This is a genomic window from Streptomyces sp. NPDC030991 (genome assembly GCF_055571235.1).
On record NZ_JBVIFR010000013.1, the window covers coordinates 34,257 to 59,066 of the forward strand.

The following is a 24,810-nucleotide window of genomic DNA, read 5'->3' on the forward strand; positions in this document are numbered from 1 at the left end:
GGGGGGCCGGTGCGCACCGGCCCCCCTTCTTCACGCGTGCGTCACTTCCAGGTGTCGCTCGCCGTGTATCCGGCGCCGGAGCCCGTCGTGTAGGACCGGTCGGCCCCGGACTCCCAGGTCACGTTCCCCGAGGCGTCCTTCTTCAGGTACTTGTACGTGAAGGTCGTGCTCTTGGGGACGATGACCGAGCCGCCCCAGGAGGGGTACGCGGCCGACGACAGCGGGATCGCGTCGGCCGGGTTCCAGGAGCCGAGGGAGGGGAGCGAGCCGACGACGTACACGTTCGTGCCCACCGTGGTCGTGGCCTCGGCGGTGAAGCGGATGTCGGTGGCGCTCGCGTCCGCCACGTTCCAGGTGTTGTTCACCGTGGTCGGGGAGGTGCCGGTCGTCAGCTTCCGGTTGGCGTTCGACTCCCAGGTCACGTTCCCGGAAGCGTCCTTCTTCAGGTACTTGTACTCGATCGAGGACGCGGCGGGTACGGCGATGTCCTTCTTCCAGACCGGGTAGCCGGCCGAGGACAGCTTCACCGCGTTCGCCGTGTTCCACGAGCCGAGCGACGCCGCGGAGCCGACGACGTAGACATCGCTGCCGGAGGCCGTCGGGGCGTACTCGTTGAAGGAGGCGGTGACGGTGGAGCCGCCGCCCGAACCGCCGTTGTCGCCGCCGCAGTTGACGGTGCATATGTACGCGCCGTCGTAGAAGGCGACCGCGCCCTTCGCCGGGACGGTGAGCGCGGCCTTGCCGCCGGAGACGGTGACCGAGGTGGCGCCGCCGTCGATGACGTTCTTGTACGTGCCGTCCGCGAGGCCCGTCGTGTACGTGTGGGTGTGCGCGGCCGAGGAGTTGTTCAGGGCGACGAAGCCGCCGCTGCCCCGGCCGAAGCCGATCACGTTCGCGGCGGGGGACTGCCAGTTCGCCACGGAGGCGCCCCCGACCGCGTTGTGCCACGCGATCATCCCGGAGACGGCGGTGTCCCGGTTCAGGCAGGTCCAGCCGGAGGAGCAGTTCGTGTCGGAGACGAAGCCGCCGCTGTTCGGCGGCGCCTCGTCGCTCTGACCGAAGTTCCACGCCGCGTAGACCGACGGGCGGCCGTATCCGCGAGCCAGCTGGAAGACGTTGGCGAGCACCGCCGTCGCGCCGTCCTTGTAACTGAGCGAGTAGCCGTTGCGCTCGGTGTCGTGGTTGGTGACGAAGGTGTTGGAGTTCGCCTCGTTCGCCAGACCCCAACTGCTGCCGAACGAGCCCAGGTTGGCGATGTCGCCGTCGCCGAACTGGGACTTCATGGCGGCCGCGTACGTGAAGTCGAGGACGTCACCGTTCTGGTAGTAGTCGCCCAGGGCGGGCGGGTTGCCCGGGTAGATCTCCTGGGTGATGTACGGGGCGTCGCCCGCCGTCGTGGTGTGCAGCGCCCCCACGACGGCGTTCATGTCGGCCGTCTCGATGTGCTTGGCGGCGTCCACGCGGAAGCCGTCGACGCCCAAGTCGATCTGCTTGTTGAGGAAGCCCACGATCTTCGAGCGCACCCCCGGCTCGGAGGTGTCGAGGTCGGGCATCCCGAGCAGTTCGCAGTGCTGCACCTCGTGCTGGTCCGACCAGTTGGAGATGGTCTTCGTACAGTCGTCGCTGTCGCCCGGGTCGTACTCCGGGGTGTCGTACCTGTTGCTGATCGTGGTGCCCGCGTAGCCGGTGCCGGTCTGCGCGGCCGTGTGGTTGATGACGGCGTCCGTGTAGACCTCGATGCCCGCCGCGTGACAGGTGTCGATCATGCTCTTGAAGTCGCCCGCACTGCCGAACCGGCTGTCGAGCTTGTACGAGTACGGCTGGTAGACGTCCCACCAGAAGGAGTTGGCCTGCTTGAGGGACTCCTCGGGCGGGGCGACCTGGACGGCGCCGTAGCCGGCCGGGTCGAGGACCTGGGTGCACTCCTTGGCGACCGATGTCCAGTTCCAGGACCAGAGGTTGGCGATCACGTCGCCGTTCTTGACGCCCGCGTCGGCGGCGGACGCGGTCTGCGCGGGCAGGGTGACGACGCCGCCGAGTGCCAGGGCTCCGACGGCGAGAGCGGCGGCGGTGCGGTGCTTCTTCCTGCTGGGTGGGGCGGGGGTAGGGCGCATGTGCGGCTCCAATGCGTGGGGATCCAGCCCGTCCGGGAGTAAGGGGACGGGCGGCGCACCGAGAGCGTGGGGGAGCCCCGAAGGCCGCGTCAATAACCTGGTTGAAAGTTCTTGCTGTTGGTTGCAGAACTCTTGCAGCAAAGTTCCTGCAAGCGATACGGTCACGCGGCGGACCGGTGCCGCTCGCCGGGCCGTGGACGCACATGGCCCCGTGCCCCGGATCCACGCCCTCCAAGAGCCCTGATTCCGCGAGGAGTTCCGCCGTGAGCCGCAGCCGTTCCACCCCGCGCAGACGGGTCGCCGCGTACACCGCGGCGGCCGCGCTTCTCCTGACGTTGGCCCAGCCGCTCGCGGCCCGCGCCGCGGCGCCGCCCGCGCCGCCGTCCGACGCGAAGCTGGCCGCCGAGCCGGCCCGGCACGACCTGACGCGCGAGCAGTACTACTTCGTCCTGCCCGACCGTTTCGCGAACGGTGACACCGCCAACGACAAGGGCGGCCTGACCGGCTCCCGGCTCGCGACCGGCTACGACCCCACGGACAAGGGCTTCTACCAGGGCGGCGACCTCAAGGGCCTGACGAAGCGGCTCGACTACATCAAGGAGCTCGGCACCACCGCGATATGGCTGGCGCCGATCTTCAAGAACCAGCCCGTGCAGGGCGAGGGCAAGGACGCCTCGGCCGGCTACCACGGCTACTGGATCACCGACTTCACACAGGTCGACCCGCACTTCGGCAGCAACGCCGACCTGAAGACCCTCATCTCCAAGGCCCACGGCAAGGGCATGAAGGTCTTCTTCGACGTCATCACGAACCACACCGCCGATACGGTCGACTACACCGAGAAGACGTACAACTACCGCCCCAAGGGCGCCTACCCGTACCTCGACACCGAGGGCCGCCCCTTCGACGACAGCAAGGGCGTGACCGAGAAAGTCGACGCGGACTCCTTCCCGTACACGCCGAAGAACACCGGCGAGATGGTCCCGGACTGGCTGAACGACCCGACGATGTACCACAACCGCGGCGACTCGACGTGGGAGGGCGAGTCGACCACGTACGGCGACTTCTCCGGCCTCGACGACCTGTGGACCGAGCGGCCCGAGGTCGTCAAGGGCATGGAGGACATCTACGAGAAGTGGGTGCGGGACTTCGCCGTCGACGGCTTCCGCATCGACACGACCAAACACGTCGACCTGGCCTTCTGGACCCAGTGGGCCACCGCGCTCGACGCGTACGCCGCCCGGCACGGCCGCGACGACTTCTTCATGTTCGGCGAGGTGTACTCCGCCGACACCGACGTCACCTCCCCGTACGTGACGCGCGGCCGCCTCGACGCGACGCTCGACTTCCCGTTCCAGGACGCGGCCCGCGCCTACGCCTCACAGGGTGCGCCGGCCGACAAGCTGGCCAAGGTCTTCGCGGACGACTACAAGTACGCCACCGACAAGGCCAACGCGTACGAGCAGGTCACGTTCCTCGGCAACCACGACATGGGCCGCATCGGCAGCTTTCTGAAAGCCGACAACCCGACCGCCTCCGACGCCGAGCTGCTGCAACGCGACCGGCTGGCCAACGAGGTGATGTTCCTGTCGCGCGGCAACCCCGTCGTCTACTACGGCGACGAGCAGGGCTTCACCGGCCCCGGCGGCGACAAGGACGCCCGGCAGACGATGTTCGGCTCGAAGGTCGCCGACTACCTCGACGACGACGAACTCGGCACCGCCCGCACCCACGCCGACGACGCGTACGACACCGAGCACCCGCTGTTCAAGGCGATCGCCGCGCTCTCGAAGCTCCGCAAGAACAACCCGGCGCTCGCCGACGGCACCCAGCGGGAGCTGTACGCCAAGGACTCCGTGTACGCCTTCTCGCGCACCGGCGCCGACCGCGACTACGTGGTGGCGGTCAACAACGCGACCGGGCCGAAGACGGTCGAGCTGCCCGTCGAGTCCGCCAAGTACCGTGCCCTGTACGGAGGTTCGACTGCGGTCAAGGCATCCGGCGGGCGGCTCACCGTCACCGTCCCGGCCCTGTCGTCGCTCGTCCTGCGCGCCGACGACAAGCTCCCCAGGCCGACGGCCAAGCCTGCGCTGACGCTGAAGGCCCCGGCCGCGGGCGTCACCGGCACGGTCACGCTCTCCGCCGACCCCGGCGCGACCGCGTCCGCCCGTGTGGTCTTCGCCGCCCAGGTCGGCAACGGTGCGTGGCGCACCCTGGGCTCCGTCGACCACGCCCCGTACCGGATCACCCAGCACCTGTCGGACACGGTGGATGCCGGGACCCCGCTGCGGTACAAGGCGGTCGTGGTGGACCGTGCCGGACACACCGCGAGCGCCCTCGCCGGCTCGACGGCGGGGCGGTCGCCCGCGCCCGAGAAGCCGACGGCCGTCGACCGCGACCACGCGGTCGTCCACTACAAGCGCGCCGACGGCGACTACGCCGACTGGACTCTCAAGTCCGGTGACTCGACGGGTCAGTTCAGCGGACGTGACGCTTTCGGTGCCTTCGCCTGGGTGAAGGTCCCGGACGGCGCGAGCTCACTGACGTACACCGTGGTGAAGGGCGACGCCGCCGACGGACCGCAGCGCACCGTCGACCTGGCGAGGACCGGCGAGGTCTGGGTCGAGCAGGGCAAGGACGACCAGGCGACGACGAGGCCCGACGGCGTCTATCCGCCGCAGGACGAGAAGAAGGCCGTCGTCCACGTCCACCGCGCCGACGGCGACTACGACGGCTGGGGCCTGCACACCTGGACCGGCGCCGCGAACCCCACCGACTGGTCGAAGCCGCTGGAGCCCACCGGCGAGGACGCCTACGGCCTGATCTTCGAGGTGCCGCTCGCCGACGGCGCGACCTCCCTGAACTACATCCTCCACAAGGGCGACGAGAAGGACATCTCCACCGACCGCGTCCTCGACTTCGCCACGTACGGCAAGGAGGTGTGGCTGAACTCCGGTGACGCCGCCTACCTGCTGCCCTCCGTCGGTTCCGGCGCCGAACTCGATCTGTCGACATCGCAGGCGCAGTGGATCGACGCCGACACCGTCGTCTGGCTGGTGACGCCGACCGCCGCCACCAGCCAGCAGCTCGTCTACGCCCCCGAGGGCGGGATCACCGTCCAGGACGGGGCGCTGAGCAGCGAGGGCCACTGGCTGCGGCTGAACCCCGGCACGCTGACCGACGCGCAGAAGGCCAAGCACCCGCACCTGAAGGACTATCCGGCGTTCACCGTCGATCCCCGCGACCGCGACCGGGTGCGCGATGCCCTGCGCGGGCAGCTGATCGCGACCCAGCGCGCGGCGAACGGAGCCCTGCTCGCCGCCACCGGCGTCCAGATCCCGGGTGCCCTGGACGACGTGTACGCGGGCGCCGCGGAGAAGGCCGCCCTGGGCCCGGTGTTCAAGAACGGCAAGGTCACCCTCTCCGTATGGGCGCCGACCGCGCGCGCCGTCCGCCTCGAACTGGGCGGCAAGGAACGGCCGATGCGCCGCGACGCCAAGAGCGGCGTCTGGTCGGTGACCGGCTCCGCGGCGGCCTGGCGCGGCGAGCGGTACCGCTACGCCGTGAGCGTCTGGGCGCCCAGCGTCCGCAAACTCGTCACGAACAAGGTCACCGACCCGTACTCGGTGGCGCTCACCGCGAACTCGGAGCGCAGCCTCGTCGCCGACCTGGCCGACAAGTCCCTGGCTCCGAAGGGCTGGTCGGGCCTTGCCAAGCCCAAGGCCGTCGCCATGAAGGACGCACAGATCCAGGAAGTGCACATCCGCGACTTCTCGGTGGCGGACACGACGACCCCCGCCAAGGCCCGGGGCACCTATCTCGCCTTCGCCGACAAGAACAGCGACGGCTCCGAGCACCTGCGCGACCTGGCCGGCTCCGGCACCTCGTACGTGCACCTGCTCCCCGCCTTCGACATCGCCACCATCCCCGAGAAGAAGTCCGAACAGGCCGCGCCCGAATGCGACTTGACGTCGTACGCCGCCGACAGCGAGCGGCAGCAGGAGTGCGTGACGAAGGCCGCCGCCAAGGACGCGTACAACTGGGGCTACGACCCGTACCACTACACGGTCCCGGAGGGCTCGTACGCCTCCGACCCGGACGGCACCCGGCGCATCGTCGAGTTCCGCCAGATGGTCAAGTCCCTCAACGAGGACGGGCTGCGCGTCGTCATGGACGTCGTGTACAACCACACGGCCGCGGCGGGCCAGGAGAAGACGTCCGTGCTCGACCGGATCGTGCCGGGCTACTACCAGCGGCTCCTGGCGGACGGCTCCGTCGCCGACTCCACGTGTTGCGCCAACACCGCGCCCGAGAACACCATGATGGGCAAGCTCGTCGTGGACTCGATCGTCACCTGGGCCAAGGAGTACAAGGTCGACGGCTTCCGCTTCGACCTGATGGGCCACCACCCCAAGGCCAACATCCTCGCGGTCAGGAAGGCCCTCGACGCGCTCACCGTCGCCGAGGACGGCATCGACGGAAAGAAGATCATCCTCTACGGGGAGGGCTGGAACTTCGGCGAGATCGCCAACGACGCCCGCTTCGAGCAGGCCACGCAGAAGAACATGGCGGGCACCGGCATCGCCACCTTCTCCGACCGGGCACGCGACGCCGTGCGCGGCGGCTCCCCCTTCGACGAGGACCCGGGTGTCCAGGGCTTCGCCTCAGGCCTCTACACCGACCCCAACTCCTCGGCGGCGAACGGCACACCGGCCGAACAAAAAGCCCGGCTCCTGCACTACCAGGACCTCATCAAGGTGGGCCTGTCGGGCAACCTCGCGGGCTACGGGTTCACCGACAGCGACGGGAAGAAGGTGCGGGGTTCCGACGTCGACTACAACGGCGCGCCCGCTGGATACGCCGAGGCCCCCGGCGACGCCCTCGCCTATGCCGACGCACACGACAACGAGTCCCTGTACGACGCCTTGACGTACAAGCTGCCGGCGACGACGAGTACGGCGGACCGCTCGCGCATGCAGGTCCTCGCCATGGCGACGGCCGCGCTGTCGCAGGGCCCCGCACTGTCGCAGGCGGGCACCGACCTGTTGCGGTCCAAGTCCCTGGACCGCAACTCGTTCGACAGCGGCGACTGGTTCAACGCCGTCCACTGGGGCTGCCGGTCCGGCAACGGGTTCGGGCGCGGCCTGCCCCCGGCCGCCGACAACCAGGCGAAGTGGCCGTACGCGAAGCCGCTGTTGGCGTCCGTCCCGGTGCCCGGCTGCGCGGCCGTGACCGGTACGTCCGCCGCGTACCAGGACCTCCTCCGGATCCGCACGGCCGAGCCGGCCTTCCACCTGGCCTCGGCCGCTGCCGTCCAGCGGGCCCTCTCCTTTTCGCTGTCCGGCAAGGGCGAGACGCCGGGCGTCATCACCATGCGCCTCGGTGACCTCGTGGTCGTCCTCAACGCGACGCCGCAGCGGCAGAGCCAGACGGTCGCGGCGCTCGCCGGGACCGGATACAGGCTGCATCCGACGCAGTCCGGCGGCTCGGACGAGGTCGTCAAGTCGGCTGCGTACAGGGCGGGTTCGGGCACGTTCGAGGTGCCCGCCCGTACGGTGGCGGTGTTCGAGCGCAGGTGAGTGGGTGCAGCGGTGCCCTCGTCCGTGCGGGCGGGGGCACCGCTGTGTCCGAGCAGGCTCTCAGTACTTCAGGAGGCGCAGCGGGAACGCCCGGGCCATCGCGGCCATCCCCGCGTCGTTCGGGTGCAGTCCGTCGCCGCTGTCGTACGCGGTGAGCAGCCGCCCGGGGTGGCCCGGGTCGCGCAGCGCCGCGTCGAAGTCCACGACCCCGTCGTAGCTGCCGCTCGTGCGGATCCAGCGGTTCACGGCCTGCCGGACCGCCTCCCGCTCGGGGGTGTAGAAACCGAGGGTGTCGCCCTCGAACGGGAGGATCGTCGCCCCGAGGATCCGCAGACCCCGCTCGTGTGCCCGGTGGATCAACTGCCGGTACCCGGCGATGAGTTCACCCGCCGTCACCTCCTCGGACGCGGGTGCGGTGGTGCCCGGGTGCCCCAGGTCGTTGACGCCGAGCAGCACCACGACGGCGCGGGCGCCGGGCTGGTCGAGCACGTCCCGGTCGAAGCGCTTCAGGCCGCTCTCGCCGAAGTACGCCGCGTAGGACTCGGCGGGTGAACCGGCGGGCGGGTGCGGGTCGCGCAGCAGGCGGTTGCCGCCGATCCCCGCGTTCAGCACACCGGTACCGGCGAGGCGCCGGTCCCCGCGCAACCGCTCGGCGAGCAGATCGGGCCAGCGGTGGTCGGCGTCGACCCGCGTGTTCGAGCCGTCGGTGATGGAGTCGCCGAACGTCACCAGCGCCGAGTCCGCCGTGCCCTTCCGGCGGTCGACGGCCACGCCCGACAGGAAGTACCGGCTCGTCATGGTCGCGGTCGGCGTCACGTCGGGCTTGCCCGCGACATTGCCCGCCGCGACATAGCCGTGCTGGAACGCCGAGGAGTGGACGGTCGTGGCGGGCGTGCGGTGCGGCAGGTACAGGCTGACCACGAGCGAGCCGCCCGCGGGCGTGGGCAGGGCGACCGGGTCGCTCCAGCGCCGCGCGCCAGCGGGGAGGGTCGTCGAGGACGCGCCGGCGAACCGCAGCAGCCGGTCGGTGGCCGGATCGACGGCGGTGGCGGGCCCACCCGCGGGGCGGAGCGCGACATGGGCCTCGCCGATGGCCAGGGGGGCGTCGCCGAACTCGTTCGTGAACCGGACGCGCACCGTGCGCCCGGCGACGCTGGTGTGCACGATCTGCCGCAGCGTCCGGTCGGTGTACGCCGTGGTGTCGGAGGCGGGAACGCCGGTCGGCGCGGCGGCCCAGGTGCCGACGGGAGCGGAGCCGGCGCCCTGGGCGGTGGACGGCAGGGCGACGGTGGCGAGCAGCGCGGCGAGGGGGAGCGTCAGGAGGGCGAGCGGCCTGCGCGGCCAGAGGCGTCTTCGCATGGGTGTCGTTCCTTCCGGGTGGTGAAGGGGTGACGGCGCGTCGGAACGTACGGGTGGGGCGGGTACCCGTCAATGGGGCCTCGGGGGACAGGAGGGTGCGCGCGGGCCCGCCGGGAGCCGCTATGCCCGGGCGATCCGGTCCAGCCACTCGCGCAGCAGCGCCTGCTCCGCCTCGGTCAGCGCTGTCGTCCCCGGCAGGGCGGCGCGCAGCGCGACCGCCGCTCCGACCGGGCCCGGCGCCTTCGCCGCCGGTGCGTCGGTGGTGATCGCCGCGATGACCGCCTCGCGTGCGAGGACCGACAGCCCGGTGTCGCGCCGCCGCGGGTCCTGGCCGATCAGGGCGACGGTCGTCCCGCTGCCCGCGGCGTGCACGAGCTGTGCGGCCCGCTCCTCGGTGACCCGCAGCCGGCCCGCCTCGGCGATCCGGCGGATGTGCGTGGCGAGCACCTCGAAGCCGGTCACGGCGGCCGGGGGCGGCACGGTGCCGGACCGTCGCCGGCCGAACATGAGCAGGTACAGCGCCGGGTTGGCCAGTCCGAAGCCGAGGTGCAGATCCCAGCCCGCGCGCAGGTCCGCGACGGGGTCGTCGGTCGGCGCGAGCTCCGTCTTGTCGCTGAGGTACGCCGCGAAGCCCTCGGCCGCCGCCGCGTCGAGCAACCCCTGTTTGTCGCCGAAGAGCCGGTAGATCGTCGGTGCCTGCACCCCGGCCGCCGCGCCGACCGCGCGCGTCGACACGGCCTCCTCGCCGCCCTCGGCCAGCAGTGCGGTGGTGGCCGCGAGGATCCGCTCGCGGGGTCCGCCCTCGGCGGTGACTTCGTCGACGCTCATGCGGCAACGGTAACAGGACGCTGTTAGCGCCGATAATGTATCGGTGTTAGCGTGAATCTCGTTAGCGCCGCTACTTGGTTCGCCGCGCCCGCCACCTCCCTTCCCCCTTCCACGCCTGGAGGCGTCATGCTCATCGTCACCGGAGCCACCGGTCAGCTCGGCCGGGAGACCGTCGAGCGGCTGCTCGACCGGGTCCCCGCCCACCGGATCGGCGTCAGCGTCCGCACCCCCGACAAAGCCCAGGACCTGCGCGAGCGCGGTATACGCGTCCGGCGCGGCGACTTCGCCGAACCCGCCACCCTGGCCCACGCCTTCGAAGGAGCCGAGCAGGTACTGATCGTCTCCACCGACTCCACCGGTGAGAGCGCGGTCGCCGGGCACCGCGCCGCGATCTCGGCAGCCGTCGCCGCGGGCGCCCGCCGCGTCCTCTACACGAGCCACATGGGCGCGAACCCGGCGTCGCCCTTCGCGCCGATGCCCGACCACGCCGCCACCGAGCAGGCGCTGCGGGACGCGGGTGTCGCCTGCACGGCCCTGCGCAACGGCTTCTACGCGTCGTCCGCCGTCATGATGCTCGGCGACGCCGTCCGCACCGGACGGCTGATCGCCCCGCAGGACGGGCCGGTCTCCTGGACCGCCCACGCCGACCTGGCGGAGGCCGCCGCGCTCGTGCTCGCCGACGAGGGCCGCTTCGACGGCCCGACCCCGGCGCTCACCGGCGCCGAGTCCCTCGACCTCGCCGACATCGCGGCGCTCGCCTCGGACATCGCCGGAAGCCCCGTCGAGCGGGTCGTCGTACCCGACGAGGAGTACCACGCCGGACTCGTCGCGCACGGGGTGCCCACGGCCCAGGCCGACCTGCTCCTCGGCCTGTTCCAGGCGAGCCGCCAGGGGGAGTTCGCGGCGGTCGACCCCGCACTCGCATCCCTGACGGGGCACGTCCCGACACCCATGAGTGACGTCCTGAAGGCGGCGATCGCCGCGGCACGTTGATCGAACCCGCCTACGGAACTCCCGGGGGCGGCCGGTCATGGGCCCCGGCCCTTCACCACGGCGCGCGGCGAAGGGGCCACGGTCGGCTCGGGGTCCCGGCCGCGCCGCTACAAGGTGCAGATCGAGGACGGCGGCGGCATCCGGGCGGACGCCGCCGCCCGCGAGACAGCGGGCATCCTGGGCGATCCGCGCGGGTGAAGCTCCGACGGGCCAGATCAACGGCCTGCACGGTCGCACCGCCAACGCCGGGCCCTTCGACCGCGCGGGCACCTGCCTCGGCGGACCGCACGTCTCCTGACGCGGACCCCGAAATGGTCCGTTGGCCCTCTGGCGGCCGCCGCCACCCCGCGACTTCTGGGCCAATGGCCCAGGACTTTCGGCCCCTGTTGAACCATCAGCCCCACAGGTGCTGAGATACCCATGTCGATGGCGCTGCGGATCCTTGCGGATCTCCGTGGCGCCTTACTCATGTCGCGGGGCACCTGGTGTGCGGAGAGGGGCGGGGCACGGTGGTGAAGAGGGCGTTCGTGGCACCGGATCCGGGGCGGGCGCGGCTGCGGTTCGCGAGCCGTGCGGTGGTCGGGATCGGCCTCGCCGTGACGGTGTGCGGAGCGGCCGGCCACTCGCTGGAGGCGGCCGTCACCGGCGGTCTGGCCGCACTGCTCGCCCTGTTCACCGTGGCCGATCCGACGGTCCGCGGGCAGGCGGTGACGACGGCGCTGCTGCCGGTCGTCGGGCTGCCGGTACTGGCGCTCGCGGCCCTGCTGCACGCCACGCCCCTCGCCCGCGACCTGGCGTTCCTCGCCGTCGTGGGGGCCGGTGTGTACGCGCGGCGGTGGGGGCCGCGCGGGCACTCCCTCGGCGTGTTCGCCTTCATGACCTACTTCGCCGCGCAGTTCCTGCACACCACCCCGGGGCAGCTGCCCGAGCTGTACGCCGCGGTGCTGATGTCGCTCGCCACCGCATCCGTGGTCCGGTTCGGGGCATGGTGCTACGAACGCCGGAGCGCGGCGCCCCCGGCCGGGCCCGTGCCCGCTGCGGCGAGGGGGCTGGCGCGGATCACGACGCGGCAGGCCGTGCAGGCGACCGCGGGCGCCGGTTTCGCGCTCGCCGTCGGGCAGTTGCTCTCCGACCAGCGGTGGTACTGGGCGGTCGGCGCCACCTGGTGGATCTTCGTGAACACCACCTCGCGCGGCGAGACGCTGGTACGCGGGTTCCGCAGGTTCCTCGGCACCCTGCTCGGCATCGTGCTGGGCTTCCTCGTCGCCGTACCCCTGCACGACGAACCGGTCGCGGCCGCCGCGGTGATCGCGGTCAGCGTCTTCGGGATCTTCTACACCGCCGCCGTCTCCTACACCTGGATGATGCTGGCCGTGACCGTCATGGCGAGCATGCTGTACGGGCTGCTCGGCGTCCTCGACCCCGCGCTGCTGGCCCTGCGGGTGGCGGAGACGGCCGTCGGAGCGCTGGGCGCCGTGCTCGCCGTGCTCGTCGTCCTGCCGGTGACCACGCACTCCGTCACCGACGCCTGGGTCGAGCGCGCCCTGCGGTGCGTCCACGCCTGCACCGAGGAGGCCGCCGCCCGGCTCGCCGGGGACACCGCCGCCGACCCCGCGCCCCGCGTCGCGGAGCTGGAGACCCTGCTCGGCCGCGTACGCCTCTCCCTCGCGCCGCTCGTCCATCCGCTCACCCCGCTGCTCGCCCGCAAGGGCCGGGCCCGGCAGGTGCTCGCCCTGCTCGACGACTGCGCGCGCGAGGTGCGCGGACTCGCCTCCGTCGCCGCCGACCCGGAGGCCTCGCACGACGCGCGGCTCGCCGCTGCCTGCTGGCGCGTGGAGAGCGCCGTCGAGGCCCTCACCGCTCCCGCCCCGTACACCCGGGGCGTCGACCCGGCACCAAGGCCGGCCGCGGCCGAACCGGTCCTGGCCCACCTGCACGCCCTGGAACAGGCCCTCGTCGACCTCGCCGTACCACTGCGCGGAGACCGCCGCGCGAGCCTCGGGGCGTAACGGCGACGGCGCGCCGCCGCGCGGTTCCCCAGCCCCCGTACGCCCGCGACCGGGCCGCCCGCCGGGTCCGGCGGGCGGCCGTCTCGCATTGGGGTGGACGACCGGCCCCGCTCTGGGCGTCCGCCCTGGCCCGGGCGGGGGGGGGGATGGGGGTGTGGCATGCGAGGCGACCCGCGCGGAAGCGGAGCACGGGATGTGGAGGGTCGGCTGGCCGCCGCCCCCCGAGGCCCGGCGGCGTGGCCCTTGGCGAGGTGGCCCGGCGCCGACTGGCCATGGATCGTGCCGCCGACCTCCGGCCCCGCGACCCCGGTCTTCCACCGCACGTACGACACCACCGAGAGCGCCCCGTCCTACGTCCACCACTCCGACGCCCACGCACGGGCCCACGGCGAGAGAGCGAGCCGCGGCGCGGCACGATCGGCGGCCCGCGCCCTGGCGCGACCTGGTCCGGACCCGCTGCTACCGTCGGCGCACGGGCACCCGGCCCGCATGCCGAAAGGGGAAGCCGTGACCGGCAGCCAGTCAGGGCGGGCCTACATCGGATCGTTCACCGCGGCGGGCGGCCCAGGCATCGTCACCGCCGCGGTCGACGCCTCGGACGGCTCGCTCACTCTCCTCGCCGCCACCGACGCGACTCCCGACCCCTCCTACCTCGCCGTCTCGGGCGGCCTGCTGTACGCGGTCAGCGAGATCGCGGACGGGGCGGTCACCGCGTTCCGCACGGACACCACGCCGGTGACCCCGGTCGGCAAGCCCGTCCCCGTCGACGGCGACGGCCCCACCCATCTCTCCCTCTGGGGCGACCACCACGTACTCACCGCCAACTACGGCTCAGGCAGCGTCACCGCGCTGCCCTTGCGCGCCGACGGCACCCCGGACGTGACCGGCCGCGATGTGCTGCGGCACACCGGCTCGGGCCCGCACCCCCAGCGCCAGCAGGGCCCGCACGCCCACCAGATCCTGCCGGACCCGAGCGGCAACTGGGCGGTCAGCGTCGACCTCGGCACGGACTCGGTCCGCGTCTGCGCCCTCAGCGACGGCCGCCTCACCCCGCACCACGAGACCGCCCTGCGCCCCGGCTCGGGCCCCCGCCACCTGGTCTTCCACCCGTCAGGCAGTCACGCGTACGTCCTCAACGAACTCGCCCCCACCCTCACGGTCTGCGAGTGGGACGCCACGACCGGCATCCTCAAGCCGCTGACGGAGTTCGCGGTCCTGGCCGAGGCACCGCGCGGCGACGCGTACCCCTCCGAGATCGTCGTCTCCCCGGACGGCCGGTTCCTCTGGACGGCGACCCGTGGCGAGGACGTCGTCTCCCACTTCACCCTGGACGCGTCCGGCGAACACCCCACGCTGCGCTCGACGACCCCCTGCGGCGGCCGCTGGCCCCGCGACCTGGCCCTCCACCCCTCGGGCCACCACCTCTACGCGGCGAACGAACGTTCCGGCGACGTGACCTGGTTCACCCTGGACCCCGAAACAGGCACCCCGACAAGATCCGCCTCGGTCCGCGTCCCGGCGGCGTCCTGCGTGGTGTTCGCCTGACGAATACGCCGGGCGAACCCCCCAAGCCCGTCCGGTGATTGGAAACGACAAGTCCGCCGGTGTGACGAGGCGAACCCCCACAAGCCCGTCCGGCGATTGAGGACGAGCCCGAAGGGCGACGATCGAGCCCGAAGGGCGAGCCGAGCAGCGCACGGTCACGGCGAAGGGCAACCCGAGCAGGTCGCGGCCACCGCGAAGGGCACCCCGGGCAGAACACAGCGCGGCAGCAACGACAAAGGGCCCGGGGCGCAAAAGCCCCGGGCCCGCTGTCGTCCCGCTCAACCGCCGGAGGCAACCGGCTGGGGCGTGATCCCCAACGCCGCCGTGTACTTGGCCAGCGCCAGCTTCCCCATCGCCGGATACGCCCCGAGCGGCTCAGCGGCAGCGCACCCCGCGTCCTTGGCGGCCGCCTGCCACACGCTCGGGTCCAGCTCGGGCCCGACCAGGTACGGCGCGAGCGCCAACTGCTGGGAGCCGGAGCCGCGCAGCTGCTCGGCGGTCGCGGCGATGGCGCCCTCCTCGTCCAGGGCCGCGGCGATCACCGGTACGGCGAGCCGCGCGGCGAGGAGCATCCCGGTGATCCCGGCGGCCTGCACCGCCTCGTCACCGCCGACCGACGCCAGGATGATGCCGTCCGCGGCCGTCGCCACGGTGAAGAGCCGGGCACGGTCGGCGCGGGCCAGACCGGCCTCGGAGAGCCGCACGTGCAGGCCCTCCGCGAGCAGCGGGTGCGGGCCGAGGACGTCCGTCAGCTCGGCCGCGACCCGGCTGTCCCCGATGCCCTGGCGGATCTGGCGCAGCAGCGCGCTGTCCGGTCCTGCGAGCAGCGGTACGACGACCGCGACCGGACCCTCGGGCGCGGTGGCCGTGACCCCGGCGGCGAGTGCCTGCTCGTAGCGGGCCGTGCGCTCCTTCGCGGCGTACGCGAGCACGGAAGCCAGCGAGGGGAACTCGGCGGAGACCGGGAAGTCGGTGCTCTCCCCGTCGACGAAGCCGACGCGCGCGTCCAGACCGGGGAGCTCGGAGCGGGCGATGCTCACGACCTCGTCGGCGAGCATGCGCGTCGCGGCGCTGGGCGCGCCGGGCACGGCCAGCACGAGGGCCGGTGCGCCCTCGGGGGCGGCCACGGGTTCCGGACGGCGGTGGCGTCCGGACTGTCGAGGTCGCGGCATTCGTACAGGCAGGCCGGAAGCGGGCCCGTTGGGGGAGCTCATGGCGCCGCATGCTACTGGCTCGCCCGGCCCCGTTGCTCGGTCAGGGGGCAGCTGAGCGGTATCCGTCCGTGATTGTCCGTTCAGTTACGGATGCTTCAAGTGTCCTGGTCCGCGCGGGTGCGCGGGAGCTACGGGACGTACAGCAGCCGCCCTTCCCGCGGCAGCCGGAGGCGCTCCGCCGCGAGGGCGCCGGCGATCACCAGCGCGCCGTGGAGCGGGTCTCCGGCGGCGCTGGTCACGGTGGCGTCCGGGAGCTGGTCGGCGAACTCCGCGCGGAGCGGGGCGAGCAGCGGCTCACCCATCCTGAACAGTCCACCGGTGAGGGCGACCTCGCCGCCGCCCGCCGGGCGGACCGCCGCCGCGGCCTCCGCGATGTGCCGCGCGGCCTGGCGCAGGATCGCGGCGGCGACCGGGTCGTGCGCGGCGCAGCGGCCCACGTCCGGCGCGAACGAGGCCAGCGCGGCGGGCCGGTCCGTACGCGGATAGATCCGGCCGGGCAGTTCGCCCGCAGGCCCGAACCGCTCCTCGGCCAGCGCCAGCAGGGCGGGGCTCGCGCCGCGGCGCCCGTCGTGGGCCCGCATCGCCGCGTCGAGGCCGGCCCGGCCGATCCACGCGCCGCCCCCGCTGTCCCCGAGCAGATGCCCCCAGCCGTCCGCCCGGCGCCAGGTGTCGAGGTCGGTGCCGAGGGCGATCAGGCCGGTGCCCGCGGCGACGACCGCGCCGGGCCGCTGGCCGAGCGCGCCCGCGTACGCGGTGACGGCGTCCCCGGCCAACGCGAGCCGCACGACGCCCAGTTCACGCTTGAGCGCGTCCGGCAGCTCGGCGCGCAGACCGTCCCCGAGGGTCGCCATACCGGCGGCGCCGACGGCGACGGCGGCGGGCGCCGGAGCTCCGGCCGAGGTCAGCAACCCCCGCGCCATCGGCAGCAGTTGCTCCAGCAGATGGGCCGGGTCGATGCCCGACGCCACGGTGCGCACCGGCTCGCGGGACACGGTGGTCGCGGCCCCGTCCAGGTCGTCGACACGGGCGAGGGCGACCCGCAGGCCCGAGCCGCCGGAGTCGACGCCGAGCACCCAGTGCTCGGGGCCGGCCACGGTCGCCGCGGCCCGCGACCGGTTCGCTGCACGCACCCGGATCCCCTTCTTCCCGTCGGCCCTCGACCGCCCCGCCTTCGCGGGGACGAACGGACGAGGAGGAAGACTAGCGCCGCGCACTGCCCTCGCGTACGGCGGGCTTCCCCGTCGGCGACGGGGCCCTCGTGTGGCAGTAGAGTGACGCGTCGTGGCAGCGCGACCTTTGAACGAACTTGTCGAAGCGGGCTGGGCGAAAGCCCTGGAGCCCGTGGCCGAACGCATCGCGACCATGGGCGACTTCCTGCGGTCCGAGATCGCGGCCGGCCGTACCTATCTCCCCGCCGGGGCCCATGTGCTGCGCGCTTTTCAGCAGCCCTTCGACGACGTGCGGGTGCTGATCGTCGGCCAGGATCCCTACCCCACCCCGGGCATGGCGATCGGACTGAGCTTCGCGGTCTCGCCCGACGTGCGGTCGCTGCCCGGCAGCCTGGAGAACATCTTCCGGGAGATGCACGCGGACCTGGGCCTGCCCCGGCCGTCCAACGGCGACCTCACACCCTGGACGCGGCAGGGCGTGCTGCTGCTCAACAGGGCGCTGACGACGTCGCCGCGCTCCCCGGGCGCCCACCGCGGCAAGGGCTGGGAAGAGGTCACCGAGCAGGCGATCCGCGCGCTGGTCGCCCGGGGACGGCCGCTCGTCTCGGTCCTGTGGGGGCGGGACGCGCGCAACCTGCGGCCCCTGCTCGGGGACCTGCCCGCGATCGAGTCCGCGCACCCCTCGCCCATGTCGGCGGACCGGGGCTTCTTCGGCTCCCGCCCCTTCAGCAGGGCCAACGACCTGCTGACAGGGCTCGGCGCGCAGCCGGTGGACTGGCGCCTGCCCTAGGGGCACCCGGTCCGCGGGTCTCACCCCACGACAGCCGCGCGCACGCACAGCACGTCCGGCAGGTGGGACGCCACCTGCCGCCAGCTGTCGCCGTCGTCGGCCGACGCGTACACCTCTCCGTTCCGGTTCCCGAAGTACACGCCCGCCGGGTCCGCGTCGTCGGTGCAGAGCGCGTCCCGCAGGACCGTGCCGTAGTGGTCGCCCCGGGGCAACCCCTTGCCGAGCGGCTCCCAGCTCTGTCCGGCGTCCTGAGTGCGGTAGACCCGGCAGCGGCGGTCGGCCGGCACCCGGTCCGAGTCCGCGGTGATCGGGAAGACGTACGCCGTGCCGCCGCGGTGCGGGTGCGCGGCCACGGCGAAGCCGAACGTCGACGGCAGCCCCGCCCCGATATCGGTCCACTTCGCGCCCGCGTCGTCACTGCGGTACACGCCCCAGTGGTTCTGCAGGTACAGCCGGTCCGGGTCGGCCGCGTCCCGCGCCACCTTGTGCACGCACTGTCCGAACTCCGGGTCGGGGTCGGGCAGGAACACGGCGGAAACCCCGGAGTTCGACGGGGCCCAGCTCTCGCCGCCGTCCGCCGAGCGGAACACCCCGGCCGTCGACACCGCCACCGTCAGGGCGCGCGGGTCCCGCTCGTCCGTGAGGATCGTGTGCAGGCCCTCACCGCCGCCGCCCGGCACCCAGCGGGAGCGCGTCGGGTGCTCCCACAGCGGGCGGCACAGCTCGAACGTCTCGCCGCGGTCCGCCGAGCGGTACAGCGCCGCCGGTTCCGTGCCCGCGTACACCACGTCCGGTTCGGCGGCCGAGGGGTGCAGCTGCCACACCCGCTCCAGTGAAGCCCCGGTGTCCTTGGGGAACTTGACGGCGGGCGAGGACGGCTCGGTCCAGGTGCGCCCGAGGTCGTCCGAGTGGAACACTGACGGCCCCCAGTGCGCGCTGTCCCCGCCGACGAGCAGCCGTGGCGTGTCCGTCCGGGTGTCGAGGGCGACGGCGTAGACCGCCTGCGCGTTGAAGTACGGACTCTCGTCGAACTCCCAGTCGGCGCCCTCGCGCCTGCGCCCCAGGAACAGCCCTTTGCGCGTGCCTACCGCCAGCAGTACACCGGTCATGCCGAACACCTCCGAAACGTCGTTGTCTCCAGGTATCGGTCAGTCTGCACCCCGCCACTGACAATGGCCGTGCGCACGGCTGTGTCGCAGGTCAGGCGGGCACGGCGACCCCCAGCGGGAAGTGGCACGCCACCTGGTGGCCGGGTGCGCCGGGGCTCGACACGGGCGGCTCGACCGTCGCGCAGAGGTCCTGGGCCGACGGGCACCGCGTGCGGAACCGGCAGCCCGACGGGGGCCGCGCGGCCGACGGGGTCTCACCCGTCAGCGGCGTACCGGAGGCGACGGCCTCCGGGTCCGGGACGTTCACGGTGTCGAGCAGCCCCCGCGTGTAGGGGTGCAGCGGCCGGGCGTAGACCTGCTCGGCGGGGCCGACCTCCACCAGCTTGCCGAGGTACATGACGCCGACCGTGTCGGCGAGGTAGCGGACGACGGCCAGGTCGTGCGAGATGAAGAGGTACGTGAGGCCGCGCTCGCGCTGCAACTCCCGCATCAGGTTGAGGATCTGCGCCTGCACCGACACATCGAGCGCGGAGACCGGCTCGTCCGCCACCACCAGCTCCGGGGAGAGCGTCAACGCCCGCGCCAGGCCCAGGCGTTGGCGCTGTCCACCGGAGAACTCGTGCGGGTAGCGGTGCACCGCGCCGCGCGGCAGACCCACCGCGTCGAGCAGTTCACCGATCATCTTCTCCTGCTCCGCGCGGTTGCCGACGCCCTGGATGACGAGCGGCTCGCGCAGGATCGCGCCGACCCGCATACGCGGGTCCATGGCCGCCGTCGAGTCCTGGAACATCAGCTGTACCCGCCTGTGGTGCGCCCGGCGTTCGGCGCGCGTGAGCTCCGCGCGGTCGCGCCCCTCGAAGCGGACGGCGCCGGCGGTCGGCTCCTCCAGGCCCGCGACGATCCGCCCGAGCGTCGTCTTGCCGCAGCCGGACTCGCCGACCATGCCGAACGTCTCGCCCCTGCGCACGGTCAGGGACACCCCGCCGACCGCGCTGACCGTCCCCTTGGAGCGGGCGAACGGGCCCCCCTTGAGTGGGAACTCCTTGACGAGACCGGAGAGTTCGAGGAGAACATCCCCGGGCGCGGCGTCCTGCGCGGGGAGCGGGGCGGGCGTCACCACCTCGTCCGGCGGCGCCGCCTCCCGTACGGCGGGCACCGGGTGGAAGCACGCGAACCGGTGCCCGGCGCCCCGCACCTCGTCATCGGCGAGGGCCGGCTCCCGCGTCCGGCACTCGTCCGTCGCGAACAGACAGCGCGGCGCGAAGCGGCAGCCGGTCGGGCGCACCGTCAGGCTCGGCGGCAGGCCCGCGATCGTGTGCAGCTCGGTGTCGTGGTCGGCGGCGCGCTCGGGCAGCGCCGCGAACAGTGCCTCGGTGTAGCGGTGCCGCGGCCGGGCGAACAGGTCCCGGACGTCGGAGAGTTCGGCGACCTTGCCCGCGTACATCACGGCCACCCGGTCGACGCGGTTGGCGATGACGCCGAGGTCGTGCGTGACCAGGATCATCGCCATGCCGAGCCGGCTGCGCAGGTCGTCGATGAGTTCCAGGATCTGGGCCTGCGTCGTCACGTCGAGGGCGGTCGTCGGCTCGTCCGCGATGAGCAGCTTCGGCTCGCACACCAGGGCCATGGCGATGGCGACGCGCTGCCGCATGCCGCCGGACAGCTGGTGCGGGTACGCCTTCATCCGCTCGGCGGGCTGCGGCATACCCACGAGCCGCAGTGTCTCCTCGGCCCGCGCCCACGCCTCCTTCCTGCTGACACCGCGGTGCAGCAGGAGCGGCTCCGCGACCTGCGCGCCGATCGTCATGGTCGGGTTGAGGGAGGTGAGCGGGTCCTGGAAGACCATGCCGATGGTGTTGCCGCGGACGTCCTGGAGGACGGGCGCGGGCGCGGCGGCCAGGTCGTGTCCTTCGAAGAGGATCCGGCCGCCGGTCACGGTGCCGCCGGGCGGCAGCAGGCCGAGGACGCTGAGCGCGGTCATGGTCTTGCCGCAGCCGGACTCGCCGACGACGCCGAGCGCCTCGCCGGGCGCGAGGTCGAGGGAGATGCCGTCGAGGGCGTGCACGGTGCGCTCGCGCGTGGCGATGTCGACCCGCAGGTCGTCGATCCTGAGCAGGGGCTCGGTCATCTTTGGGTCTCCGTTACTTCCGCAGCCGTACTTCGAACGCGTCCCGCAGCCCGTCGCCGATGAAGTTGAAGGCGGCGACGACGAGGACGATCGCGATGCCCGGCGGGAAGATCAGCCACCAGTAGCCGTTCTGCGTGTAGGTGATGCCGGCGGAGAGCATCGAGCCCCAGTCGGCGGACGGCGGCGGGATGGACAGGCCGAGGAAGGCGAGGTAGCTGACGTAGAGGATGGCGTCGGCTATCTGGAACGTGCAGTTGACGATGACCGTGCCGATGGCGTTGGGCACGATGTGCTTGAAGACCGCGCGGGCGCCGCCCCCGCCCATCATCCGCATCGCCTGTACGTACTCCCGGTTGCGCAGCGACAGCGCCTCGCCGCGCACCAGGCGGGCGGGGGAGAGCCAGGCGACGCCCGCGATGATGAGGATGAGGACGCCCTTGCTGGGTGTGATGATCGCGGCGACGACCACGAGCAGGAACATCGCGGGGATGGCGAGCGCCGCGTCCGTGACGCGCATCATCGCGGCGTCGACCCAGCCGCCGAAGTACCCGGCGACGGCCCCGTAGACGGTCCCGAAGAGGGTGGCCAGCAACCCTGCCGCCAGGCCGATCTCGAGGGAGGTCCGGCCGGCGATCATCAGCCGGCCGAGCATGTCGTACCCGAGGTCGGTGGTGCCGAGGAGGTGGCCCGCGGTGCCCGGCGTCAGATTGGCCTGCGCGAGATCGGTGTGCACCTGCTCGGTGGAGTGCGCCAGCGGGCCCAGGTAGCAGAAGGCGAGCAGCAGCACGAGCAGGACGACACCGGCCAGGGCCAGCTTGTTGCCGGTGAAGACGCGCAGGGTGCGGCGGGCGAGGGAGGGGGTGGCCTGTGCGGCCTCCGCCGGGTCGGAGGTCCCGGGTGTGGCGGGGGCGCCCGAAAGAGAGGACGTACTCATGCCACGCTCCGGATCCGGGGGTCGAGGACGGCGTACAGGATGTCGGTGAGCAGTGAGCCGAGGACGGTCGCGATGCCGACGACGAGGGTCACACCGAGCAGCACGGGGAAGTCGGAGCCCTGCGCGGCGTTCCAGAACAGCAGCCCCATCCCCGGGTAGTTGAACATCGACTCGACGACGAGCGCGCCGCTGAACAGGGTCGGCAGATACAGGCCGAGCAGGGTCGCCAGCGGGATCAGGGCGTTGCGCAGGACGTGCTTGACCATGATCCGGCGGTTCGACTGGCCCTTGGCCATGGCCGTGCGCACGTACTCCTCGGTGAGGTTGTCGAGGACGGCCGAGCGCATGTAGCGGCTGAACATGGCGACGATGCCGAACGCCATCGTCACGACCGGCAGGACCAACCCGGTGAAGTCACCCAGGAGTTGGCGGATCGTCTCGCCCTGGGGCGCCTCCGCCGGGAAGATCGGCAGTACCTGCGCGAAGACGATGATCATGATGAGGCCGAGGAAGAACACCGGCGTCGCGTACAGCAGGAAGGCCAGGCCGGTGAGGGCGTAGTCGGACGCCTTGCCGCGTCGTACCGCCTGGAGCAGGCCGAGCGGGACCGCGATGACGACCGCGAGCACGGTCGACAGGACCGTGAGGAGCAGCGTCTTGGGCAGCCGCTGCTTCAGCAGCTCGAAGACCGGCGAGTTCAGCTTGTACGAGTCGCCGAGGTCACCGGTGAACAGCCGCTTCAGGTACATGAAGTACTGCGTCGGCAGCGAACGGTCGTAGCCCTGCTGGTGGTCGAAGTGCTCGATCTGCTGCGGCGTGCCCTTCGGGCCGAGGATCGCGCGCGCCGGGCCGCCCGGCAGCAGATGCAGCAGGGTGAAGACGATGAGGGAGACGAGGAACAGGACGACGAGCGCCTGAAGGAAACGCTTGACCAGAAAGCCGGTCACTTCGCGGCCTCCTTCTTTACGCTCTTGGAGTTCTTGACGTAGTACCAGTGCTGCGGCGCGAACGTGACCGTCGGGTTCTGTTCGACGCCGCGCAGGTCGTTGCGGAGCACGGAGACCTGGTAGGCGGGGTTCGGCATCCACATCACCGGGAGCTGCTCGGCCAGGTACTCGCCGTACTCGTGGACGGCCGTCATGTCGGGCGCGTACTGCACGGCCCGGATGAGCCGGTCGGCCTTCTTGTCGCTGTAGTTGCCGAAGTTGGCGGACGCGCCGGTCGAGAAGAGCTGTTCGCCGCTGGGGTTGAGCGGGTAGTACCAGCTGCCCGCGGTGCCGAAGAACGACATGTCCCAGTCGCAGCCGGAGTCCTTCGCCTTGCAGGGCACGGAGTTGCCGAGCACGGAGTTGAGGGGCTGCTGCCGCACGGTCAGGTCGATACCGGCCTTGCTGAGCGAGGACTTGAGCTCCTGCATCATGTTCGTCGTCTCGGTCGAGCCGGACTGCGAGAGCAGGGTCAGCTCCAGCGGGTCGTTCTTCGCGATCCCCGCGCCGCACTCGTCGTCACCGGAGCCGGGGCGCACGCAGCGCGCGACACCGTCCTCGGTCCGCCAGCCGTGCGCGGACAGCAGCGACCTGGCCTTGGCGACGGAGAACGGGTACTGGTTGTGCGCCATCTTCTCCGACAGGTACTGGCTCTTCGGCGTGACCGGCACCGGGCCCAGGGTCGGGGTCGCGCTGCCCTGCCAGATGACCTTGCTCATCGCGTTCTGGTCGACGAGGTGCTGCATCGCCTGCCGGACGTAGAGTTGGCTCATCGCCGGGCCCGCGTGCGTGGAGTTGAAGTTGTAGACGATGTAGGTGGCCGCCCAGCCCTCCCATGGGTCGACGCGGTACCCCTTGCCCTCGAACTTCTCCTTCTGCGCCATCACCGACGGGGGGATGTAGCCGTAGTCGACGCCGCCCGAGCGCAGCACGTTGTACTCGGAGTCGGAGGTGGTGAACGGCTTGAAGACCACCTTGTCGAGGTGCGGCCGCTCGGACCTCGGCCCGGTGTACTTCTCGTTCGGGACGATCGTCACCTGCCCGGTGTCCCGCCAGCCGGCCAGCTTCCAGGGCCCGTTGACCGTCTTCCACAGCGGATCGCTGCCGTACGAGCCCAGGCTCTTCGCATGCTGCGTCAGCCGGGCGAAGACGGCCTTGGCGCCCTTCGTCGTACGGTCGAAGTCGCCCACTCTCCCGCCGTCCTTCGTGGCGTCCCAGGCGTGCTGCGGCAGCGCGCGCAGCAGGTACAGCTGGTTGGCCGTGAACCAGTCCGGGTTGTACGCGCGGTCGAGGTGGAGGCGGACCGTGTGGTCGTCGACGACCTCGAACTTCTTCACGTTGTCAGGCATGGTGCCGACCGAGTAGCTGCCCCAGTCGGCTTTGTTCGCCTTGACGAGGTTGAACCAGAACTCCAGGTCGCGGGCGGTCACCGCCGTCCCGTCGGACCATGTGACGCCGTGGCGCAGCGGCACGGTGACGGTCGTGTTCCCGTCGCTGTACACCGGCTTCAGGCCGAGCGTGCTCGGCCCGGTCGTGGTCAGTGCGTCCTTCTCCTGCACGGCGTCATAGACCGGCATGTACAGAAGTGTCTGGATGGCGTAGTTGTACGAGGCTCCGTAGCCGGGCGCGCCGATCGGGAAGATCCAGTTGGGCGTGGCCGCGGGCGGCAGTGCCATGGTGGCCGTGCCGCCCTCGGCGGGGGTGCCGCCGGTGGGGCCCATCGCGATCCGGCCGCCCTCGTGCGTGCAGCCGGTGAGCGCCACCAGCGTCGCCGCGAGGGCGAGCGCGGCGGACGCCGTTGACCTGAGGGAACGCATGCCGAAGGGCCTCCAGGGGGAGAGGAGCCTGCTCCGTGCCACAGATCGACGGAGCGGCGCCCGAACGCTAAGTCGACCGTTCGAATCAAGTCAATAGGTTCATTCGGAAAGTACGGCAAACTCCCTGGAGCCCTGGTCAACTTGGTTCGAGAATGGTTACTGTTCGGTCCGGCATCGAACAAAGGCGTCGAACCAACTCGGCGAAACCGCACTTCGAGCCGAGCGACCGAACGCAC

The 24,810-nt window shown here is 72.0% G+C and carries 15 protein-coding genes; 5 read left to right on the forward strand and 10 right to left on the reverse strand.

The annotated features are described in order from the left end of the window. Positions 1-41 precede the first annotated feature (41 nt). Positions 42-2,114, reverse strand: coding sequence for a carbohydrate-binding module family 20 domain-containing protein (locus ACZ45E_RS23980; protein WP_468223736.1), 2,073 nt, complete (start codon positions 2,112-2,114; stop codon positions 42-44). 263 nt (positions 2,115-2,377) lie between these two features. Between ACZ45E_RS23980 and pulA the strand changes: the two genes are divergently transcribed. Further along, positions 2,378-7,693 (forward strand): pullulanase-type alpha-1,6-glucosidase, encoded by a 5,316-nt coding sequence (pulA, locus tag ACZ45E_RS23985; protein ID WP_468223737.1) that lies wholly within the window; start codon positions 2,378-2,380, stop codon positions 7,691-7,693. Positions 7,694-7,753: 60 nt separating this feature from the next. On the opposite strand, the gene ACZ45E_RS23990 is transcribed toward pulA, so the two are convergent. Together ACZ45E_RS23990 and ACZ45E_RS23995 are read right to left on the reverse strand one after the other, a co-directional pair. After that, entirely contained in the window at positions 7,754-9,052 is a 1,299-nt protein-coding gene (locus ACZ45E_RS23990) for an SGNH/GDSL hydrolase family protein (protein WP_468223740.1), read from the reverse strand. A 120-nt stretch (positions 9,053-9,172) separates the two neighbouring features. After that, complete coding sequence (locus tag ACZ45E_RS23995) at positions 9,173-9,880, reverse strand: TetR/AcrR family transcriptional regulator (protein ID WP_468223742.1); 708 nt, start codon at positions 9,878-9,880, stop codon at positions 9,173-9,175. 126 nt (positions 9,881-10,006) lie between these two features. On the opposite strand from ACZ45E_RS23995, the gene ACZ45E_RS24000 reads away from it, so the two are divergent. The 3 genes from ACZ45E_RS24000 to ACZ45E_RS24010 all read left to right on the forward strand — a co-directional run bounded on the left by ACZ45E_RS24000 (position 10,007) and on the right by ACZ45E_RS24010 (position 14,427). Further along, entirely contained in the window at positions 10,007-10,873 is an 867-nt protein-coding gene (locus tag ACZ45E_RS24000; protein WP_468223744.1) for an NmrA family NAD(P)-binding protein, read from the forward strand. Between the two features lie 509 nt (positions 10,874-11,382). Next, positions 11,383-12,882, forward strand: coding sequence for an FUSC family protein (locus ACZ45E_RS24005; protein ID WP_468223747.1), 1,500 nt, complete (start codon positions 11,383-11,385; stop codon positions 12,880-12,882). A 159-nt stretch (positions 12,883-13,041) separates the two neighbouring features. Beyond that, positions 13,042-14,427, forward strand: a complete 1,386-nt coding sequence (locus tag ACZ45E_RS24010) for a lactonase family protein (protein WP_468223748.1) — start codon at positions 13,042-13,044, stop codon at positions 14,425-14,427. Positions 14,428-14,705: 278 nt separating this feature from the next. Here ACZ45E_RS24010 and ACZ45E_RS24015 read toward each other — a convergent pair whose 3' ends face one another. Then, complete coding sequence (locus ACZ45E_RS24015; protein ID WP_468223751.1) at positions 14,706-15,641, reverse strand: sirohydrochlorin chelatase; 936 nt, start codon at positions 15,639-15,641, stop codon at positions 14,706-14,708. Between the two features lie 128 nt (positions 15,642-15,769). Beyond that, positions 15,770-16,771 (reverse strand): N-acetylglucosamine kinase, encoded by a 1,002-nt coding sequence (locus ACZ45E_RS24020; RefSeq protein ID WP_468223752.1) that lies wholly within the window; start codon positions 16,769-16,771, stop codon positions 15,770-15,772. A 151-nt stretch (positions 16,772-16,922) separates the two neighbouring features. Between ACZ45E_RS24020 and ACZ45E_RS24025 the strand changes: the two genes are divergently transcribed. Next, positions 16,923-17,600, forward strand: a complete 678-nt coding sequence (locus ACZ45E_RS24025; RefSeq protein WP_468223755.1) for a uracil-DNA glycosylase — start codon at positions 16,923-16,925, stop codon at positions 17,598-17,600. 20 nt (positions 17,601-17,620) lie between these two features. Here the strand turns inward: ACZ45E_RS24025 and ACZ45E_RS24030 are convergent, their stop codons facing one another. The 5 genes from ACZ45E_RS24030 to ACZ45E_RS24050 all read right to left on the reverse strand — a co-directional run bounded on the left by ACZ45E_RS24030 (position 17,621) and on the right by ACZ45E_RS24050 (position 24,574). Continuing rightward, positions 17,621-18,709, reverse strand: coding sequence for a WD40/YVTN/BNR-like repeat-containing protein (locus ACZ45E_RS24030; protein ID WP_468223756.1), 1,089 nt, complete (start codon positions 18,707-18,709; stop codon positions 17,621-17,623). Between the two features lie 91 nt (positions 18,710-18,800). Then, positions 18,801-20,837, reverse strand: a complete 2,037-nt coding sequence (locus ACZ45E_RS24035) for an ABC transporter ATP-binding protein (RefSeq protein WP_468223759.1) — start codon at positions 20,835-20,837, stop codon at positions 18,801-18,803. Positions 20,838-20,850: 13 nt separating this feature from the next. Then, on the reverse strand, positions 20,851-21,771 hold the full coding sequence (locus ACZ45E_RS24040; protein ID WP_468223761.1) for an ABC transporter permease: 921 nt from the start codon (positions 21,769-21,771) through the stop codon (positions 20,851-20,853). Further along, positions 21,768-22,718: an ABC transporter permease gene (locus ACZ45E_RS24045; RefSeq protein ID WP_468223764.1), complete on the reverse strand. Its 951-nt coding sequence runs from the start codon at positions 22,716-22,718 to the stop codon at positions 21,768-21,770. The genes ACZ45E_RS24040 and ACZ45E_RS24045 overlap by 4 nt, the downstream gene beginning before the upstream one ends. After that, positions 22,715-24,574 (reverse strand): peptide ABC transporter substrate-binding protein, encoded by a 1,860-nt coding sequence (locus tag ACZ45E_RS24050; protein WP_468223766.1) that lies wholly within the window; start codon positions 24,572-24,574, stop codon positions 22,715-22,717. Before ACZ45E_RS24050 ends, ACZ45E_RS24045 begins: the two co-directional genes overlap by 4 nt. Positions 24,575-24,810: the final 236 nt, after the last annotated feature.

What these genes read in the sequence shown, in the direction of transcription:
- ACZ45E_RS23980 (WP_468223736.1), bottom strand. Translation starts at nt 2,114, where the DNA reads ATGCGCCCTACCCCCGCCCCACCCAGCAGGAAGAAGCACCGCACCGCC.
- ACZ45E_RS23990 (WP_468223740.1), bottom strand. Translation starts at nt 9,052, where the DNA reads ATGCGAAGACGCCTCTGGCCGCGCAGGCCGCTCGCCCTCCTGACGCTC.
- ACZ45E_RS23995 (WP_468223742.1), bottom strand. Translation starts at nt 9,880, where the DNA reads ATGAGCGTCGACGAAGTCACCGCCGAGGGCGGACCCCGCGAGCGGATC.
- ACZ45E_RS24000 (WP_468223744.1), top strand. Translation starts at nt 10,007, where the DNA reads ATGCTCATCGTCACCGGAGCCACCGGTCAGCTCGGCCGGGAGACCGTC.
- ACZ45E_RS24010 (WP_468223748.1), top strand. Translation starts at nt 13,042, where the DNA reads ATGCGAGGCGACCCGCGCGGAAGCGGAGCACGGGATGTGGAGGGTCGG.
- ACZ45E_RS24015 (WP_468223751.1), bottom strand. Translation starts at nt 15,641, where the DNA reads ATGAGCTCCCCCAACGGGCCCGCTTCCGGCCTGCCTGTACGAATGCCG.
- ACZ45E_RS24030 (WP_468223756.1), bottom strand. Translation starts at nt 18,709, where the DNA reads ATGACCGGTGTACTGCTGGCGGTAGGCACGCGCAAAGGGCTGTTCCTG.
- ACZ45E_RS24035 (WP_468223759.1), bottom strand. Translation starts at nt 20,837, where the DNA reads ATGACCGAGCCCCTGCTCAGGATCGACGACCTGCGGGTCGACATCGCC.
- ACZ45E_RS24040 (WP_468223761.1), bottom strand. Translation starts at nt 21,771, where the DNA reads ATGAGTACGTCCTCTCTTTCGGGCGCCCCCGCCACACCCGGGACCTCC.
- ACZ45E_RS24050 (WP_468223766.1), bottom strand. Translation starts at nt 24,574, where the DNA reads ATGCGTTCCCTCAGGTCAACGGCGTCCGCCGCGCTCGCCCTCGCGGCG.